We start from the raw sequence: 17622 nt of genomic DNA, 5'->3' as shown, positions 1-17622 counted from the left end.
CTTGGCGTTGTGGGGATAGCCGTTGGGCTTGCGCGATTTTCTCGATGACGGGGTGGACGGCGCGATGCTCGATATGAGCCATCGCAGCCGGACCGCGCGCCTCACCGTGACGATGATGGTCAGCGGCCTGCTGGGCTATTATTTCGGCGCGGTCGCGATGCTGGCGTGGCTGGCGGTGAACGCTGTTCTGGAAAGCCTGCTGGTCGTTGTCGCCTTTTTGAGGCGGCGCGGTGGACGCCCCTCCCTGGTGGTCCGGCTGGGCGTGCCCGGACTCTTCACCTTGGCCTGGTCGGTCATGACCACCCTGAGCTGGGCGTATGGGCCCCAGGCCATGAAGTTCGCGGCGCTGGTCATGATGTTCGGCCTCCTGATCGAGGCGCTGAAATACGCCGCGCTGAACCGCGCGGCCCTGCTGGTCATGGCTCCGCCGCCCTTCATCGCCCTGGCCGCCGCGCCCCTGATTTCGGGCGGGTTCAAGCCGTGGGAGCTGGCCGTGGTGGCGTTCACCCTGCTGGGCCTGCTGGGCTACATGGTGCAAACCTCGCGCGCGCTGCGCGCCAACGCCCTGGCGCTGGAGAGGGCCCAGATCGAGGCCCTGGAGGCCAGCCGCGCCAAGTCGGCCTTCGTGGCGATGATGAGCCATGAACTGCGCACGCCGATGAACGGCGTCCTGGGCCTGGCCCATGCGCTGGGCGCGACCAAGCTGGACGCCCGTCAGGCCGACTATCTGGACATGATCATCCAGTCGGGCGACGGCCTGATGACCATCCTCAATGACATCCTCGACCTTTCCAAGATCGAGGCCGGAAAACTGGAGCTGGAAAGCGCGCCGTTCGACGTGCGCCAGCTGGCCGGCCAGATCCAGAAGGCGTGGAACGAAACCGCGCGCCGCAAGGGGCTGGAGCTGGTCCTGACGGTGACGCCAGACACCCCGGCCTGGCTGCTGGGCGACGCCCTGCGCGTGCGTCAGGTGCTGCTGAACCTGGTTTCCAACGCGCTGAAGTTCACCGAGAGCGGGCGCGTCGACATCGCCATCGCGCCGGGCGAGGCGGGCGGGCTGACCCTGTCGGTCTCGGACACCGGCGTCGGCCTGACCGAAGAGCAACTGAGCCATCTCTTCGCGCCATTCACCCAGGGTGATCGATCCACCGCGCGCCGCTTCGGCGGAACCGGGCTGGGCCTGACGATCTGTCGGCATCTGACCGAGCTGATGGGCGGCGATATCACCGTGACCAGCGCCGTGGGCGCCGGCTCGACGTTCAAGGTTTCCCTCGCCCTGCCGCTGGCTCAGGCTCCGGCGCGCCATGGCGCCGCGGCGCCGGTCCTCGACATCGACGGCGCGCGGGTGCTGGTGGTCGACGACAACGCCGTCAACCTGACGGTCGCGCGGGCGATCCTGGAGGCGGCCGGCATCGTCGTCGCCACCGCCAGCGACGGCCATCAGGCCCTGACCCGCCTGTTGATCGAGGATTTCGACGTGGTGCTGATGGACGTCCACATGCCGGGCATGGACGGTGTCGAGGCGGTGCGCCGCATCCGCGCCGGCGAGGCCGGGCGAGCGGATATCCCGGTCCTGGCCCTGACCGCCGACGCCATGTCTGGCGACGCCGAGAGGCTGCTGAGCCAGGGCTTTGACGATGCCCACCCCAAGCCCATCCGCCCCGCCGAGCTGCTGCAGGCGGTGGCTCGCCTCGCGGTCGGCTCGGTGGCGCCGACGCGTCTGTCGGCCTGACGACGTTCGGTTAGCGAACTTTTAGCGCGCGAGCGCTACGAACCTTCATCCCCCCCTAGAGAGCAGAAACCTTGTCAGCGCGTCGCAAGTTGAAACCGGTGCGTAGCGTTGACCGCGTCACGCGCAGCCTGCGGGCCCTGGAGCGAACGGCCTCGACGAGCCGCGTGCTGAACCTGCTGGCCATCCAGGCCGACAGCGGCCACCGGCCAGAGCACGCCGAGCATCCGCTGTTTCGCAACCGGATCCTCAACACCGCCCTGATCCTCAAGCATCGCCTGCGGAACGACGACATCTTCCTGTTCGACGAGGCGCGGCCGACGGCCACCAAGATCATCATCCCGTTCGACCGCACCGACCTGGGCCTGGGCGGCCAGTCGTTCTTCGTCGGCCAGCGCGGCTGGGTCGAACTGCTGCGCGAGGCCTCCAACGACCGCACCGACATGACGCGCGACCTTGCGACGCTCAGCATGATCGACATGCTGCCGTCGCTGGACCCCTTCCTGCTGCGCGAACATCTGCGCCGGCACGGCATGAACATCGCGCCCTGCTATTTCGCCCTGTCGTCGGGCGATCTGGCGCAGATGCAGGGCTTTGTCGCGGCCGAGATCACTCGGCTGATCGAGCTGGCCTACCGCCACACCGGCCGCACCTCGGGCGCCCATGTGGCGCGCTTGGTCGAGGCCCTGCTGTCCACCGACGTCGACGAGCGGCTGGAGCCCCTGCGCGCGACCCTCGTCATGGAGGGCGAGAGTTTCAAGGAGGGCGTCTTCAGCTGGAAGGGCTTCCTCTACTACAAGTGGATGTTGACCCGCCTGTGGCCGCAGATGGCCACCGTCAGCGGCGAGATCGGCCAGCTGGTGATCTCCGGCGCGCGCGACACCGAGACCGCCCGCTATCTCGACGACGCCCGCCGGCGCCTGCAGGGCGGCGTGGTGGTCGAGCGCAACGCCGTGCAGCGGGCCATCAAGATCTATGACGACGCCTTCGAGGATCTGATCGACAACGGTAAGCCACAGGCTTTCCGCGACTTCCTCCTGCGCGCGCCCGAGATGTTCATCTCTCTGGGTGAAAAGGTCGGGGTGATCTCGCATATCGCCAGCTACTGGCGCTACCGCTTCGCCGAGGGGCGTACGCCCACGGCCCATGTGGACGAAGCCATCGATATCTTTCAGGATTTCGAAGGCGGGCTTAGCGTGACCCTGACCAGCTGATCGCGGCGAGGCTGTTTTCGCATAACGTTATCAAGCTGATTTTTACGAACGGCTGCTAGAGTCGTTTCGAGTAAGTCTATCAGGAGCCGATTGGTCCGGTGTTCGACGGCAATATCCGCACAATCCAGCGTGTCGCCGCCAAGGTTCAGCGGGTGCTGGTCGTCGACCCCAATCCGGCGACGGCCCGTCTGCTGGCCGATCAGCTGCGCCAGCTCGGCAACGTCCAGATCTATCCGGCCCAGACCCTCGAGAAGGGCTATGCGATGGCCCGGACTGTCGACCCGCAGCTGATCTTCGTGGAATCGACCAGCGGCGGTCTCGACGGCGTGTTGCTGACCCGGACGATCCGTCGAAGCGACCTGGTCTGCCGCGAGGCGCCGATCATCATGTGCACCGCCGAGGCCACGGCCGAGATCATCTTCGGCGCCCGCGACGCCGGCGTGCACGAGTTCATGCGCAAGCCGTTCACGATCGGGGACCTGGAGCGCCGCCTGGAAGCGGTGACCCTCAAGCCCCGCGACTGGATCGAGGCGGTGCAGTATGTCGGCCCCGACCGTCGCCGCTTCAATTCGGCGGACTACAAGGGACCGCGCAAGCGCAAGGCCGACGCCGCGGGCACGGTCGCGGCGCGTCTGTCCCAGGCGCTGCGCATCGTCCGCTCGGCCGCCCAGGCCCTGGACAGCGATCCCGCCCAGGCCCGCCGAGCCCTGGCGGCTCAGGCCCTGGAGCTGCGCAAGGTGGGCGAGGCGGTCAAGGAGCCGCGGCTGGTCGCGGCCGCCGCCGCGCTTGACCAGTGCGTGAGGAGCGAGGCCGCCGGGCCCCAGGCGCGCATCGACCTGCTGGCGCGCATCGATTCCCTGCTGGTCTTCACGGCCGCGGACGACAACGGCGGTCGCGGCGCGGCGTAATACCGCCGCATTTGGCGACAAAGATGGGTTTTGCGATGTGTTTGGCTATCATGGCGCCGGTGTGACCCTCATGCCGCACAACGCCGTTGTTCGGCTGGTCGTCACAATTCGACAACCTAAACGGTAAAAATCCGTCATCGAGCTTAACTAACCCTGCCCCCGCTTTCGAAGGGGGCTACATTGAAAATTCGAGTTCTTTTGATGGGCGCGGTGTCCGCGCTCAGCCTTGCGTCCGCCGCTCAAGCTGGCCCTGACGCCGCCGTCACCGCTGCCGCGCCCGAGACCGCCGACAGCGCCGAGGTCAGTGAACTCCTGGTCACCGCCCGCCGTCCGATGGCGGAAAGCGAAGCGGCCTCCCTTCTGGCGCAGCGCAATTCCAACTCGCTGGTCAGCGTCCTGTCGGCCGACGCCGTCGGCAACCTGCCCGACCAGAATATCGCCTTCGCCGTGGGCCGTCTGCCCGGCGTCGGCATCGAGCGCGACCAGGGCCAGGCCCGCTATGTCAACCTGCGGGGCGCCCCGGTCTACTGGACAACCCTGTCGTTCGACGGTCTCAGCGTGGTCAGCCCCGAGGGCCGCGCCTCGCGCTTCGACAACATCCCGTCGGCCATCGCCAGCATGATCACGGTGCAGAAGGCCATCGTGCCGTCGATGCCGGGCGACACGGTCGCCGGCAATGTCGACATCCGCACCCGCCGCGCCTTCGACTACAAGGGCCAGAAGGTCACCGGCAAGTTCGGCATGGGCGTGGTCGAGCTGGGCGACGGCACCGAGCTGGACACCAATCTCGTCTATTCCAACATCTTCATGGACGGCAAGCTGGGCGTCGTGGCCCAGGCCTCGTACTATTCGCGCGGCATGGCGACCGATAACTGGGAGACCGATCCCTACCTGTCGAACACGGTCGACCCCACCAAGCACTTCGCCCGCGAACACGAGAACAAGCACTATCGCCTGGTGCGCGAGAACATCTCGGCCTCGACCCGCATCGACTACAAGTTCGACGACAACAACAGCGTATTCTTCAGCACGATCAATACGTTGTACCATGACGACGAACTGCGCGACAATTTCATCTTCCGCCTGGACCAGGGCACGGACGCCGCCGGCAACAGCTACACCAGCGCCGCCTACATCAATGGCAACAGCCCCACCTTCGGCACCGTGTACGGCGCGCGCATCAACGCCCGCATCGATTATCGCGACACCAAGGAGTTCATGACCACCAACACCGTTGGCGGCGAGCACAGCCTGTCGGGTTGGGACCTGTCCTGGCGCCTGAACTACACCTTCACCAACGACGGCCGTAACAACACCGCCTCGGGCGCGTTCCAGAGCCCGTCCAGCTTCCTGCTGCGTCCGACCATCGAATACGACTTCCGCAATGGCGACGTGAACACGGTCAAGCTCTACACGACCGGCGGCACGACCACGGCCCGCACCAAGGGCGCCCAGGTCACCGATATCGAGGCGTTCGCCTTCCCGATGCAGAACCTGTCCTATCTGGACGGCGGCGACATCACCGGCGCCTACACGGCCAAGTTCGACATCGATCGCGAGGCGGAGCTGTTTGGTCTGCCGACCAAGTTCGAGTTCGGCGGCCTGTTCACCGATCGCACCAAGAAGTCGCGCGAGTTCGGCTGGACCCGCACCTTCGCCGCCGCCGAGGCGCCGGCCTGGAACCTGTTCGCCGACTCCATCGGCTACCTGGGTTCGCAGAACCTGAACTACACGTTCCGCTACACCGACAAGGGCCGCACCAACGCGTTCATGAAGAACGAGATCGCCGCCGGTCGCGCGGTCTACAGCAACGGCCTGTCCAACTACTGGAAGGTCAGCGAGAAGATCACCGCCGGCTACGGCATGGCCACCACCACCTTCGATTGGGGCAACATCGTCTACGGCGCCCGCGTCGAGAAGATCGAGAACACCGGCGAGGCCTATGTCGCCTTCCCGGCCGCCGGAACCACGCCGGCGGGCAACCGCCTGGTCAAGACCTCCAGCGACGACACCCTGGTCTATCCCAGCGTTCACCTGAACTGGAACGTGCGCGAGAACGTCAAGCTGCGGGTGGGCGTCACCACCTCGGCCTCGCGCCCCGACTTTGACGACCTGCGTCCCAACTACACCTTCAACGACGCCTCGCAGACGATCTCGGGCGGCAATCCCTATGCCAAGCCTGAAAAGCAGATCGGCCTCGACACCTATGTCGAGTGGTACATGAACCCGGAAGGCTTCCTGTCGGCCGGCGTGTTCTACAAGGACATCAAGGATGTCCTGGTCCAGACCTCGGGCGTGTTCGGCAACGACACCCTGAACTCGGGCGGCATCGACCGCAGCAGCTATGTTGTCAGCCGCATCGACAACGGCGGCGACGGCCACCTGGAAGGCCTGGAACTGTTCTATTCGGGCAGCGCCAAGCAACTGGCCGAAGACCTGAACCTGCCCGAATGGATGCAGGGCTTCGGCGTCCGCGCCTCGGCCACCTGGACCAAGTCGGAGATCAACCTGCCCGCCGTCAACGGCGTGCCGGCCCGCAAGATCAGCCTGCTGGGCACCTCGGACGGCGTCTACAATCTGCAGGCGCTCTATGAAAAGTACGGCTGGAGCCTGCGCCTGGCCTACCAGTACCGCACGCCCTGGGGCCAATCGATCGGTACGTATCGCGTCATCAACGGCGGCGTCTATCCGGTCGATAACGGAGACATCTACTGGAACGCTGACGAGGAAGTCGACTTCTCGGCCCGCTACCAGTTCAACAAGCGCATGGAAGGCTTCTTCGACGCCAGCAACCTGAGCAATCAGGGCGCGCGCCGCTATGGCGACCAGTCGCGCTATCCGATCGAATACGAGAAGTTCGGCCGCCGCTACGTCGCGGGCATCCGCTTCAATTTCTAGGGTCCTTCAGACCTGAAGGGGGCCGGCTGAGCGATCAGCCGGCCTTTTTGTTATCGGTCCAGCCAGTGGCGCAGGGCCCCGTTGACCGCGCCCGGCGCCTCCATCGGCGTCATGTGACCGGCGTTGGGGATGACCAGCAGGTGCGAGCAGCCGATCGCCCGGGCCATGGCGCGATGGCCCTCGGCGGGCGTGATCTGGTCGTTCTCGCCGCAGATGATCACCATCGGACAGCGCAGGGCTTTCAGCGCCGCTTCGCCATCCTCGCGCGCCAGGCCGTTCTGGCGCAGGAACACCTCGCGGCCCAGGCGCTGGGTCATGTCGATGATGCGGCTGGTCAGGGCGACGTCGTCCAGCCGCGAGGCGTCGACATAGCTCTTCAGGATCGCGTGGCTGATGCCCAGAAAGGCCCCCGGTCGACGGGCGGCCTCGTCCAGGGCCTTGCGGCGGATGGCTCGGTCAGGGCTGTCAGCGTGGATGGACGTGTCGATCAGGGCCAGGCGCTGAATCCGCTCGGGCGCGAGGCGGGCGATCTCCTGGGCCACATAGCCGCCCATCGAGAACCCGGCCAGGGCGAAGGTCGGCTCGGCCTCGGCCAGCACGGACTGCGCCAGTTCGCGGATGGTTTCGCCGCGCGTCAGGTCGGGGACGTGGCAGCGGGCGATGTCGGCGAGGCCGCTGATCTGATCGCGCCAAAGCTCGGCGTCGTTCAGGAGGCCGGTCAGCAGGAGGAGTTGGGGGAGGGGAGCGGGCATGTCCCACCTATAGGAGGTCCTCCCCCTCTGGGGGAGGTGGCCCAGAGGGCCGGAGGGGGCCAACTGGGCCTATGCCGTGAAGGCCCCCTCAGTCGCTCCGCGACAGCTCCCCCAGAGGGGGAGCATCTTAAATCAGGCCTCGACCATGTTCTTGGCGATGGCCGCTTCGCGCATGGTCTTCTGCAGCTTCTCGAACGCCCGGACCTCGATCTGGCGAACCCGTTCGCGGCTGACGCCATAGTGGGTGGCCAGGTCTTCCAGGGTGGTCGGGTCGTCCTTCAGCCGGCGCTCGGTCAGGATGTGACGTTCGCGATCGGTCAGTTCGACCATGGCTTCCTCGAGAAGACCCATGCGCAGGGACTTCTCTTCGTTCTCGGCGACGACGGTCTCTTGCGAGACCTGGTCGTCATCGGCCAGCCAGTCCTGCCACTCGCTCTCGCTGTCCGAACGCAGGGGGGCGTTCAGCGAGGCGTCGGGGCCCGACAGGCGGCGGTTCATCGAGATGACCTCGCTATCCAGCACGCCCAGCTTGGTGGCGATGGCGCTGACCTGGTCGGGACGCAGGTCGCCGTCCTGGAAGGCCTCGATCTGGCTCTTGGCCTTGCGCAGGTTGAAGAACAGCTTCTTCTGCGCAGCGGTCGTGCCCATCTTCACCAGCGACCACGAGCGCAGGATGTATTCCTGGATCGAGGCGCGGATCCACCACATGGCGTAGGTGGCCAGGCGGAAGCCCTTGTCGGGCTCGAACTTCTTGACGGCCTGCATCAGGCCCACATTGCCCTCGGAGATCACTTCGCCGATCGGCAGGCCATAGCCGCGATAGCCCATGGCGATCTTGGCCACCAGACGCAGGTGCGAGGTGACCATCTTGTGGGCGGCTTCAGAGTCCTGATGCTCTTTCCAGCGTTGGGCGAGCATGAACTCCTCGTCCTTGGGCAGCATCGGGAATTTGCGGATTTCGGTGAGGTAGCGCGACAGGCCGCCATCCGGCGACATCACAGACAATGAACTAACGGCCATGGTACTATCCCCTTCGGCTTCGCGGATCCGCACGCGGGCCGCGCGCCATCATCCCCTCACAACAGGTGAGATAGGGAGCGGTTGCGGCCAAGTTAAGTCCGATAACGCATTTGTAATGTCCCACGCGCGGGCTCGGATATTGATCGTATCGGTCATGGCCTTGAACCGAAGCGGCTTCGCGGCGATCTTGCGGCGAAACTCAACTGAGGGCGGCCCTATGTTCCGACTGATCTTCCGCGTGCTGTTCGCCGCGCTGGGCCTTTATATCGCCGCGCGGTTCGTTCCCGGCATCTCGGCCGACGGCTGGACCACCCTGCTGATCGCCGGCCTGCTGCTGGGGATCGTCAATGCGGTGGTCAAGCCGATCGTGGTGGTGCTGACCTTCCCGATCACCATCGTCACCCTGGGCCTTTTCCTGCTGGTGGTGAACGGCGCGATGCTGGGTCTGGTTGCCTGGCTGCTGGACGGTCTGGTCGTCAAGGGTCTGATCCCCGGCATCCTGGGCGCGCTCGTCGTGGGCGTGGTCAGCTGGGGCGGTCAGGTGCTGATGGGGGATGGGACGTCGGATCGGGCCTAGGGGGCGCCGCAACGTCACACTGCCCCGCTCGGCGATCTTGATCTAACCTGCCCGCCACAGACGCGCCGGCCATGGGACCGGCGCGCGGGAGGAGAGCCGTGATGACTATCGCCGGCGTCAATCACCTGGCCCTGGTCTGCCGCGACATGGCGGAGACCACGAAATTCTATACCGAAGTTCTGGGCATGCCGCTGATCAAGACGGTGCAACTGCCGGACGGCGGACAGCACTTTTTCTTCGACTGCGGGGGCGGCTCCAGCCTGGCCTTTTTCTGGTGGCCCGACGGCCCGCCCGCCGCGCCGGGGATCGCCTCGGTCAAGGCCTTTCCGCAAGAGCCGCGCACGGCCGTGGGCTCGATGAACCACATCGCCTTCTCGGTGCCGCAGGACGAGCTTGAGACCTGGCGCCAGCGCCTGGTCGACGCCGGGGTCGAGACCTTCCCGATGGTGGTCAATCACGACGACAGCCCCATGGGCGTGGCGTCGAAGCCTCACGACGGCGTCTTCGTGCGCTCGGTCTATTTCACCGATCCCAACGGCATCATGATGGAGCTGGCGGCCTTCACCCGGCCGTTCACGCCCGAGGATGTGCGCCACCAGCCGGGCAGCCTCCGCGTCCCGGCGGAGGCCTGAGGTGCCGCGTCTGCGCGAGGTTCCGCGGGGCGAGGTGACCGATCCGAAGGTCCTGGCCCTCTACGACCAGCTGTTCGGTGATCGTGATCCCGTCGCGCAGCCCGGCACAGCCACCGGCACGCGCGGGGACTGGTGGACGGTGTTCGCCAACAGCCCCGACGTGCTGATCCACGCCGCGCGCGGCTTTGGCCTGTATCGCGACCCGGCCCGCAAGATCGATCCGGTGCTGCGCGAACTGGCCCAGACGCGGGCCGGCTGGGCGCGCGGGAGCCAGTTCGTGTTCTCCCAGCACTGCAAGTCGCTGCGTGGCCTGGGCGTGTCCGAAGCCAGGATCGCCGCCGTGCCGGCCTGGCAGGTGTCCGACGTCTTCGACGCCCGCGAGCGCGCCGTGCTGGCCTATGCCGACGCTCTGGTCCTGGACGGCGGCCGGGTCGCCGACGGCGTGTTCGAGGCCCTGAAGGGCTTTCTGGATGATGAGCAGATCCTGGAGCTGACCTACATCACCTGCCTCTACGAGATGCACGCGGTGATGAGCCGGGCCCTACGCCTGGAGTTCGACGACCGCGCCGAACCGATCGTGGAGATCGCCGCGCCGGAGGATTTCACGGCGCGGGACTTTATGGATACGGGGCGGTAGGGCTACCCTGGGCGGAGTCGGGGCGTGTTTGAGAGATCCTTGGCAATCAAGGTAAACGCCCCTGAAAGCACTGTGACGCCCTGGTGAAGTTTTCGCGAAATGAGTGTCTACAAGCGCCTGTATTAGCACGCCGTTAGTCGGGAAATGGTCGTTACCTCCGGTAGTGGAGGCGTGCCCATGTTCACTTTGCGAGATACCGTTTCTTCCCTGGCTCCGGCGCGTCGCGACGACCTGGGCAAGACACTCTATGAACGGTTCCGCGAGGAGCCCGATACCTTGATCATCCCGGTGCTCGATGACGAGGACCGGCCGATTGGTCTTGTCGAGCGCAACGCCTTCTTCCTGCGGATGGCGGCCGAGTACGGCCGCGCCCTCTATGCCAACCGGCCGATTTCGGCGCTGATGGATGTCGAGCCGCTGGTGGTGGACGCCGACACGGCCCTGGCCGACTTCACGACCGACAGCCTTTCGTACCGGGCCTCCGACCTGCTGCGGGGCTTCATCGTCACCGATGGCGGCCGTTATCTGGGTGTCGGCACCGTGCTGGCCCTGCTGCAGGCCGCCAACGAGAGCAATCGCCGGGGCGTCGCCGAACTGGCCGCCGCCAAGGCCGACGCCGAGCGGGCGCAGATCTTCATGACGGCGGTCGTCGAGGCCATGCCCTCGATGGTCTTCGTCAAGCGGGCCGACGACCACCGCTATGTGCTGCTGAACCGCGCCGGCGAAAAGATCCTGGGCTTCTCGCGCGACGAGGTGATCGGCCGCACCGACGCCGACTTCCATTCGGCCGAGCACGCCGTCCTCTATACCGAGCGTGACCGCGATGTGATCGAGTCCGGCGAGGTCCGGATCATCGAGGAGGACCTGGTGCCGCGCAAGGACGGCAGCCTGGCCATCCTCCGTACAAAGAAAATTGCCATCGCCGACGCCGACGGCCGCGCCGAATATGTGCTGGGCGTGTCGGAAGACATCGCTGAGCGCAAGCGCGCCGAGGCCCAGATCGCTCGTCTGGCCCATTACGACCCCCTGACCGAACTGCCCAACCGCGTGCTGTTCCAGAGGCATCTGGGCGAGGCCCTGTCACGGCGCCGGCGCAAGGGCGACCAGCTGGCCGTGCACTTCATCGATCTCGACCGCTTCAAGAGCGTCAATGACACCCTGGGCCATCCGATCGGTGATGAGCTGCTGCGCATCGCCGCCGAGCGCCTGCGCGGCTGCGTCCGCGACGGCGACACCGTGGCGCGGCTGGGCGGCGACGAGTTCGCGGTCGTGCAGACGGGCCTGTCTGACCTGACCGGGGCCACGCGCCTGGCCGAGCGGGTGGTCAAGGCCATGGCCGCGCCGTTCGACCTGCACGGTCATCATGTGGTGATCGGCGCCAGCGTCGGGGTGTCCGTCGCGCCGTCCGACGGCGACGACGCCGACGAGCTGCTCAAGAAGGCCGACATGGCCCTGTACCGCGCCAAGGCCGACGGGCGCGGCGCCTTCCACTTCTTCGAGCCGGCCATGGACGAACAGCTCCAGGCCCGCCGGGCCTTGGAGCTTGACCTGCGCCGCGCCCTGGTGGCCGGCGAATTCCAGCTCTACTACCAGCCGCTCTACCATCTGGGCGACGACCGGGTGACGGGCTGCGAAGCGCTGTTGCGCTGGAACCATCCCGAGCGCGGCATGGTCTCGCCCGCCGATTTCATTCCCCTGGCCGAGGAGATCGGCCTGATCGTCCAGCTGGGCGAATGGGTGCTGCGCGAAGCCTGCGCCGAGGCGGCTACCTGGCCCGATCACGTGCGGCTGGCGGTCAATCTGTCGCCGGCCCAGTTCCGCGACCGCGCCCTGGTGCGCACGGTGGTCTCGGCCCTGGCCACCTCGGGCCTGCCCGCCGAGCGGCTGGAGCTGGAGATCACCGAGTCGGTGCTGCTGCAGGACAACGCCGCCAACATGACCATGCTGCACGACCTGCGGGCCCTGGGCGTGCGCATCTCTATGGACGACTTCGGCACCGGTTACAGCTCGCTGAGCTATCTGCGCAGCTTCCCGTTCGACAAGATCAAGATCGACCAGACCTTCGTGCGCGACATCCTGAAGGACAGCGACGCCCTGGCGATCATCAAGGCGGTGCTCGACCTGGGCGCCAGCCTGGGCATCGTCACCACGGCCGAGGGCGTCGAGACTGTGGAGCAGCTGAACGCCCTGCGCGACCAGGGCTGCGCCGAGATCCAGGGCTACTTCATCAGCCGCCCCTCCCCGGCGTCGGACATCGCCCGGATGCTGAACGTGGAGGCGCGCGACCTGCGCGCGCCAGCTCAGGCGATCCGGCTCAAGGCCGCGCCCAGGTCCTCGACGCTCTCGGGCGTCGTGGCCCAGGAGCACATGAAGCGGGCCGTGCCGTCCAGGAAGCGATAGACGAACCAGCCCTCGCCGCGCAGGCGCTCGAGGGCCGCGTCGTCCATGTCGACGAAGACGCCGTTGGCCTCGACCGGGTGACGGACAGGGAAGGGCATCAGGGCCGCCAGCTTGCGGGCCATGGCGTTGGCGTGCGCCGCGCGCTGGGCCCAAGGTCCGCCGTCGTTGGCTTCACCCAGCAGGCCCAGCCACGGGGCGGCCAGGAAGCGGCCCTTGCTGACCAACTGGCCGGCGTGCTTCAGCCGGGCGTCCAGCCGGCGGGCGTGGTCGGGATTGAGGAACACCACGGCCTCGGTCGGGGTCGAGCCGGCCTTGGTGCCGCCCATGACCAGGATGTCGACGCCCATCTTCGCCACCGACTTCAGGTCAAAGCCCGCCGCCACGGCGTTGGCCAGTCGCGCGCCGTCGAGGTGGACGCCATAGCCCTTGGCCTTCACCGGCGCGATCAACGACAGCAGGTGGGCCTCGTCATAGACCGTGCCGTATTCGGTGGCGGTGGTCAGGGACAGGGCCGCCGCCGGCTGATTATAGGACACCTCGGGCCGCGCCAGGGCCGCTTCTAGGCCCGCCAGTTCGATCCGTCCCGACGGGCCCGGCAGGCCGATCAGGCCGACACCCTGGCCGAAGAAGCCGGGGGCTCCGGTCTCGTCGGTCAGGATGTGGGCGTGCTCGTGGGCCAGCACCGCCTCGTGCGGATGGGCCAGGACCGTCAGGGCGAAGGCGTTGGCCGCCGTACCCGAGGCGGTGAAGCGCACCTGGGCGTCGGCGTCCAGCAGGGCCCGGATACGCTCGGCGGCGGCGGCGCTGACATGGTCGGTCCCGTAGCCCGAGGCCGCGCCGGCATTGGCGGCGACCAGCGCCTCGATCACCTCGGGCATGGCGCCGGCGACATTGTCGGAAGCGAAGTCGTAGCGGGCTTTTGTCATGCCCTCTGGATAGGGGCAGGCGTGGGCTCCGGGCAAGCCGGAACCCACGTCGCGAGCGCCTTACTGGGCCGCCGCCAGGGCCTGGTTCAGATCGGCCAGGATGTCGTCGATATGCTCCAGACCGATCGAAAGGCGCACATAGCCGTCCGAAACCCCGGTCGCGCGCTGCTCGTCGGCGCTCAGCTGCGAATGGGTGGTCGAGGCCGGGTGGATGGCCAGGCTGCGGGCGTCGCCGATATTGGCCACGTGATAGAAGAGCTTGAGGCTGTCGATGAACTTGCGTCCCGCCTCGCGTCCCCCGGCCAGTTCGAAGCCGACCAGCCCGCCATAGCCGCCCGACAGGTAGCGGTCGGCGCGCTCGCGCTGGACGCCGGTCTGGACGCTGGGGTGGATCACGCGGGTCACGCCGGACGTCTGCGACAGGGCCTTGGCGACGGCCGCCGCGTTCTCGCTATGGCGGGTGATGCGCAGCGGCAGGGTCTCGACGCCCTGCAGGATCTGGAAGGCGTTGAACGGCGACAGGGCCGCGCCCAGGTCGCGCAGCAGCACCGTGCGAGCCCGCAGGATATAGGCGATGGGCCCCAGCGGCTTGGCGGCTTCCGACCAGACCGCGCCGTGATAGCTGGGGTCGGGGGTGTTCAGCGTCGGGCTGCGCTCGGGATGGGCGGTCCAGTCGAAATTGCCGCCGTCGATGATTACGCCGCCGATCGAGGTGCCGTGGCCGCCGATATATTTGGTGGTGGAATAGACGACGATCGCCGCGCCGTGCTCCAGCGGCCGGGCCAGCAGCGGGGCGGCGGTGTTGTCGACGATCAGCGGGACGCCCAGCTTGCGGCCGATCTCGGCCACCTCGGCGATCGGGAAGACGGTCAGCTTCGGATTGGGCAGGGTCTCGGCATAGTAGGCGCGGGTGCGCTCATCGGTGGCGCGGGCGAAGGCCTGGGGATCTTCCGGATCGACAAAGCGCACCTCGATCCCCTGGTCGCGCAGGGTGTTGGCGAACAGGTTCCAGGTGCCGCCATAGAGGTCGGTCGAGCTGACGATATTGTCGCCGGCCCGGGCCAGGTTCTGGATCGCCGTGGCCGAGGCCGCCTGGCCCGAAGCCACCGCCAGGGCCGCGGCGCCGCCTTCCAGGGCAGCCAGGCGCTGTTCCAGGATGTCGGTCGTCGGGTTGCCCAGGCGCGTATAGATGTTGCCCAGCTTGCGCAGGGCGAACAGGTCTGAGGCGTGCTCGGTGCTTTCGAACTGATACGAGGTGGTCTGATAGATCGGCGGCGCGACCGCGCCCGTCGCGGGATCGGCGCGCCAGCCGGCGTGCAGGGCCAGGGTTTCGGGGTGAAGCTTGCGGTCGGTCATCGGCGTTTCCTGCGACTTTTCCTGAAAAGGACCGGGCGACCCTAGTCCGGCCGCGCCGGGGTAAAACGCCGGATATTCTTGTCGGCGCCTTAGAAAATTTGAGGCGCGCGTCCCGGCCCTGTCACCTGACCTCGCGCGCCCAGGCCCGCACGTCGTCGACGAACAGCTCAGGCTCTTCCATCGCCCCGAAGTGTCCGCCGCGCGGCATGTCGGTCCAGCGGGTGATGTTGTAGGCCCGGTCGCACCAGCTGCGCGGCGGGGCCTGATACAGGGCCTCTCCCGGGAAATTGGCGAAGGCGGTGGGGGTTTCGCAGCGGGTTCCGGCCGGCAGGACGATGCCGCCTTCCTCCATCAGGCCGCGATAGTACCAGGCGCCGGTCGTGAAGCTGCCGGTCATCACGTACAGCATGATGTTGGTCAGCAGCTGGTCGTCGCTGAACACCTCCTCGAACGGCTTGCCCGACAGGTCGGCCCAGTCGTGGAAGCGCTCCAGGATCCAGGCGGCCTGGCCCACGGGATTACCCGCGCCCAGCCAGGCCAGGGACTGTGGCTTGGAGGCCTGCAGCCGGAAATAGGCGCCCATGACGTCCATGGCGAAGCCCGTGCGCTGGATCCAGGCGATCTCGGCCTCGCCCTGCGGCGGGCCGTCCGGGCGAAAGCCGATCATGTTCAGGTGGATGGCTTTCACATGCGCCGCATGGTCCAGCCCCAGCCATGAGGTGACGAGGCCACCCCAGTCGCCGCCCTGGGCCAGATAGCGGTCGTAGCCCAGTTCCTGGGTCATCAGGGTGTTGAACAGCCGCGCGGTGGTCCGCTGACCGATCGGCGCCTTGGGCTTTCCGGAGAAGCCAAAGCCCGGCAGGGACGGGATCACCAGATCAAAGGCGTCGGCCGGGTCGCCGCCGTGGCGCGACGGGAAGGCCAGGGGCTCGATGGCGTCCCAGAATTCGAAGTGGCTGCCCGGCCAGCCATGGGTCAGCAGCAGCGGGCGCTTGCCGCCCGCCTCGCCGATCACGTGGACATAGTGGATGTCGAGATCCTCGACCCTGGCCGTGAACTGCGGATAGCGATTGAGGGTCTCTTGCGCCTTGCCGACATCAAACCCGTCGGCCCAGTAGGCGGCCAGGCGTTTCAGCGTCTCGGCGTCGCAGCCATGGTTCCAGCCGCCGCCCTCCGGCGAGACGGGGAATTCGTAGGCCCGCACCTGGGCGCGGACCCTGTCGACGGCTTCCTGGCTCCACTCGACCTTGAACGGCGTGGCCATGGCGTCCTCCCTGTTTTGTCGGAGGGTCAGGCGGGTGACGTCGGGGAGGTCAACCGAAACCTCCGCTCTCCCCGGCCTTCGCCGGGGAGAGCGGAAGATTTAGAGGCGGATTTCTTGAACTTCACCGCCCTGGTCGGCCTCATAGGCTTGAGCGAAGAACAAGACATCCTCGATGGGTTCATCCATGTGGCTGCTGGTGACGAAGAAGCCGCTGGGATCGGAACCATCGTCGACCAGGATATCGTCAATGCGATCCTCGATCTCGTCGGCATCATCGCCCACAATGGCGACCAGCGCGACTTGATCACGTAGACATTGCTCGACGAATGGTTTCAGCGCCGCACTGTCCGAAAGAGGCAGCCGCAGAACGACTTTTCGCGCGTAAGTCATGCTTGGGCCTTAGCTAAAAACCGCCCCCGCACCTTCGGCCAAAGCATATTCACCGCCAGGCCGGTTAGCACCAGCGCCGCGGCCGCCAGCTTCCAGCCGGGCAGGCCCTCGTGCAGCAAAAGGGCCGAGGCGCCCATGCCGAACACTGGCACCAGCAGGGCCATCGGCGTGACGGTCGCGGCCGGGTGGCGGGCCAGCAGCCAGCCCCAGGCGGCGTAGCCGAACATGGTGTTGCCGACGGCCTGCCACAGCACCGCCGCCCAGGTCAGGGCGTCGGCCGAGCGGACGCCGTGAACCATGGCGCTCCAGCCTTCCAGCCACAGCGACATGAGAAACAGCGGCGGGATCGAGAACAGGCTGGCCCAGACCACATAGCCCAGCATGTTCACGCTGCCGGCCTGGCGGGCGACGATATTGCCCCCCGACCAGCTGGCGGCGGCCAGCAGCACCAGCAGCACGCCCAGCGGCGTGGCCGCGCCGCCGCCATGCGCGGCGATCAGCACGATGCCCGAGGCGGCCAGCAGCAGGGCGACGATCTGGAAGCCCTGCACCTTCTCGCGATTGATCTGCATGGCCATGCCGATGGTGAAGAACACCTGGGTCTGCACGACCAGCGACGCCAGGCCGGGCGAGATATGGCCCTTCATGGCCATGAACAGCAGCCCGAATTGCCCCGCCCCGATCAGCACGCCATAGGCCGCCAGGTTCCACCACGGCACGGCCGGACGCTTCACGAAAAACGCCATCGGCAGCAGCACCAGGGTGAAGCGCAGGGTGGCGAACAGCAGGGGCGGCAGGTGGTCCAGTCCGATGCGGATGACCACGAAATTGGTCCCCCACACCGCCACCACGGCCAGCGCCAGCAGGAAGTGGCGCAAGGGCAGGGGAGCGTTGGTCATGGGACAAAACCGATCCGAGG

Annotated in this window: 15 protein-coding genes; 9 read left to right on the top strand and 6 right to left on the bottom strand. The window is 67.0% G+C overall.

Going from position 1 to position 17622, the window contains the following annotated elements; translation table 11 throughout:
* Positions 1–28 precede the first annotated feature (28 nt).
* The 4 genes from ACQY9P_RS03645 to ACQY9P_RS03630 all read left to right on the top strand — a co-directional run bounded on the left by ACQY9P_RS03645 (position 29) and on the right by ACQY9P_RS03630 (position 6749).
* The gene (locus ACQY9P_RS03645) at positions 29–1732 is read left to right on the top strand and encodes an ATP-binding protein (protein WP_421736619.1); all 1704 of its coding nucleotides are present in this window, start codon (positions 29–31) and stop codon (positions 1730–1732) included.
* A 98-nt stretch (positions 1733–1830) separates the two neighbouring features.
* Positions 1831–2943 (top strand): hypothetical protein, encoded by a 1113-nt coding sequence (locus ACQY9P_RS03640; protein WP_421736620.1) that lies wholly within the window; start codon positions 1831–1833, stop codon positions 2941–2943.
* A gap of 98 nt (positions 2944–3041) precedes the next feature.
* Positions 3042–3851 (top strand): response regulator, encoded by an 810-nt coding sequence (locus ACQY9P_RS03635; RefSeq protein ID WP_421736621.1) that lies wholly within the window; start codon positions 3042–3044, stop codon positions 3849–3851.
* Between the two features lie 201 nt (positions 3852–4052).
* Complete coding sequence (locus ACQY9P_RS03630; RefSeq protein ID WP_421736622.1) at positions 4053–6749, top strand: TonB-dependent receptor; 2697 nt, start codon at positions 4053–4055, stop codon at positions 6747–6749.
* 50 nt (positions 6750–6799) lie between these two features.
* On the opposite strand, the gene ACQY9P_RS03625 is transcribed toward ACQY9P_RS03630, so the two are convergent.
* Entirely contained in the window at positions 6800–7501 is a 702-nt protein-coding gene (locus ACQY9P_RS03625; protein ID WP_421736623.1) for an alpha/beta fold hydrolase, read from the bottom strand.
* Between the two features lie 132 nt (positions 7502–7633).
* Positions 7634–8521 carry an RNA polymerase sigma factor RpoH gene (gene rpoH, locus ACQY9P_RS03620; protein WP_421736624.1) on the bottom strand — a complete coding sequence of 296 codons (888 nt, stop codon included), beginning with the start codon at positions 8519–8521 and terminating at the stop codon, positions 7634–7636.
* A 217-nt stretch (positions 8522–8738) separates the two neighbouring features.
* Between rpoH and ACQY9P_RS03615 the strand changes: the two genes are divergently transcribed.
* From ACQY9P_RS03615 to ACQY9P_RS03600, 4 genes are all read left to right on the top strand, one after another.
* Positions 8739–9098, top strand: coding sequence for a phage holin family protein (locus ACQY9P_RS03615; protein WP_421736625.1), 360 nt, complete (start codon positions 8739–8741; stop codon positions 9096–9098).
* A gap of 71 nt (positions 9099–9169) precedes the next feature.
* Positions 9170–9730 (top strand): VOC family protein, encoded by a 561-nt coding sequence (locus ACQY9P_RS03610; protein ID WP_421736626.1) that lies wholly within the window; start codon positions 9170–9172, stop codon positions 9728–9730.
* Position 9731: 1 nt separating this feature from the next.
* Positions 9732–10367 carry a carboxymuconolactone decarboxylase family protein gene (locus ACQY9P_RS03605; protein WP_421736627.1) on the top strand — a complete coding sequence of 212 codons (636 nt, stop codon included), beginning with the start codon at positions 9732–9734 and terminating at the stop codon, positions 10365–10367.
* A 177-nt stretch (positions 10368–10544) separates the two neighbouring features.
* Positions 10545–12767, top strand: a complete 2223-nt coding sequence (locus tag ACQY9P_RS03600) for a putative bifunctional diguanylate cyclase/phosphodiesterase (protein WP_421736628.1) — start codon at positions 10545–10547, stop codon at positions 12765–12767.
* Here the strand turns inward: ACQY9P_RS03600 and ACQY9P_RS03595 are convergent.
* From ACQY9P_RS03595 to ACQY9P_RS03585, 3 genes are all read right to left on the bottom strand, one after another.
* Positions 12668–13693, bottom strand: coding sequence for a beta-eliminating lyase-related protein (locus tag ACQY9P_RS03595; protein WP_421736629.1), 1026 nt, complete (start codon positions 13691–13693; stop codon positions 12668–12670). The genes ACQY9P_RS03600 and ACQY9P_RS03595 overlap by 100 nt on opposite strands.
* Positions 13694–13753: 60 nt before the next feature.
* The gene (locus tag ACQY9P_RS03590; RefSeq protein ID WP_421736630.1) at positions 13754–15049 is read right to left on the bottom strand and encodes an O-acetylhomoserine aminocarboxypropyltransferase/cysteine synthase family protein; all 1296 of its coding nucleotides are present in this window, start codon (positions 15047–15049) and stop codon (positions 13754–13756) included.
* 121 nt (positions 15050–15170) lie between these two features.
* Positions 15171–16313 (bottom strand): alpha/beta fold hydrolase, encoded by a 1143-nt coding sequence (locus ACQY9P_RS03585; protein ID WP_421736631.1) that lies wholly within the window; start codon positions 16311–16313, stop codon positions 15171–15173.
* A gap of 114 nt (positions 16314–16427) precedes the next feature.
* On the opposite strand from ACQY9P_RS03585, the gene ACQY9P_RS03580 reads away from it, so the two are divergent.
* Positions 16428–16625: a hypothetical protein gene (locus ACQY9P_RS03580; protein ID WP_421736632.1), complete on the top strand. Its 198-nt coding sequence runs from the start codon at positions 16428–16430 to the stop codon at positions 16623–16625.
* A 74-nt stretch (positions 16626–16699) separates the two neighbouring features.
* On the opposite strand, the gene ACQY9P_RS03575 is transcribed toward ACQY9P_RS03580, so the two are convergent.
* Positions 16700–17602, bottom strand: a complete 903-nt coding sequence (locus tag ACQY9P_RS03575; RefSeq protein WP_421736633.1) for an EamA family transporter — start codon at positions 17600–17602, stop codon at positions 16700–16702.
* Between the last annotated feature and the right edge of the window lie 20 nt (positions 17603–17622).

The organism is Caulobacter sp. (assembly GCF_965279145.1).
Classification (GTDB): domain Bacteria; phylum Pseudomonadota; class Alphaproteobacteria; order Caulobacterales; family Caulobacteraceae; genus Caulobacter.
Note: the sequence above shows the minus strand (reverse complement) of the source record. Positions and strands in the feature narration are given on the sequence as shown.

Bases quoted from the DNA above. Each gene is read 5' to 3' on its own strand.
- ACQY9P_RS03630 (WP_421736622.1), top strand. From the start codon at position 4,053: ATGGGCGCGGTGTCCGCGCTCAGCCTTGCGTCCGCCGCTCAAGCTGGC.
- ACQY9P_RS03625 (WP_421736623.1), bottom strand. From the start codon at position 7,501: ATGCCCGCTCCCCTCCCCCAACTCCTCCTGCTGACCGGCCTCCTGAAC.
- rpoH (WP_421736624.1), bottom strand. From the start codon at position 8,521: ATGGCCGTTAGTTCATTGTCTGTGATGTCGCCGGATGGCGGCCTGTCG.
- ACQY9P_RS03615 (WP_421736625.1), top strand. From the start codon at position 8,739: ATGTTCCGACTGATCTTCCGCGTGCTGTTCGCCGCGCTGGGCCTTTAT.
- ACQY9P_RS03610 (WP_421736626.1), top strand. From the start codon at position 9,170: ATGGGACCGGCGCGCGGGAGGAGAGCCGTGATGACTATCGCCGGCGTC.
- ACQY9P_RS03600 (WP_421736628.1), top strand. From the start codon at position 10,545: ATGTTCACTTTGCGAGATACCGTTTCTTCCCTGGCTCCGGCGCGTCGC.
- ACQY9P_RS03595 (WP_421736629.1), bottom strand. From the start codon at position 13,693: ATGACAAAAGCCCGCTACGACTTCGCTTCCGACAATGTCGCCGGCGCC.
- ACQY9P_RS03590 (WP_421736630.1), bottom strand. From the start codon at position 15,049: ATGACCGACCGCAAGCTTCACCCCGAAACCCTGGCCCTGCACGCCGGC.
- ACQY9P_RS03585 (WP_421736631.1), bottom strand. From the start codon at position 16,313: ATGGCCACGCCGTTCAAGGTCGAGTGGAGCCAGGAAGCCGTCGACAGG.
- ACQY9P_RS03575 (WP_421736633.1), bottom strand. From the start codon at position 17,602: ATGACCAACGCTCCCCTGCCCTTGCGCCACTTCCTGCTGGCGCTGGCC.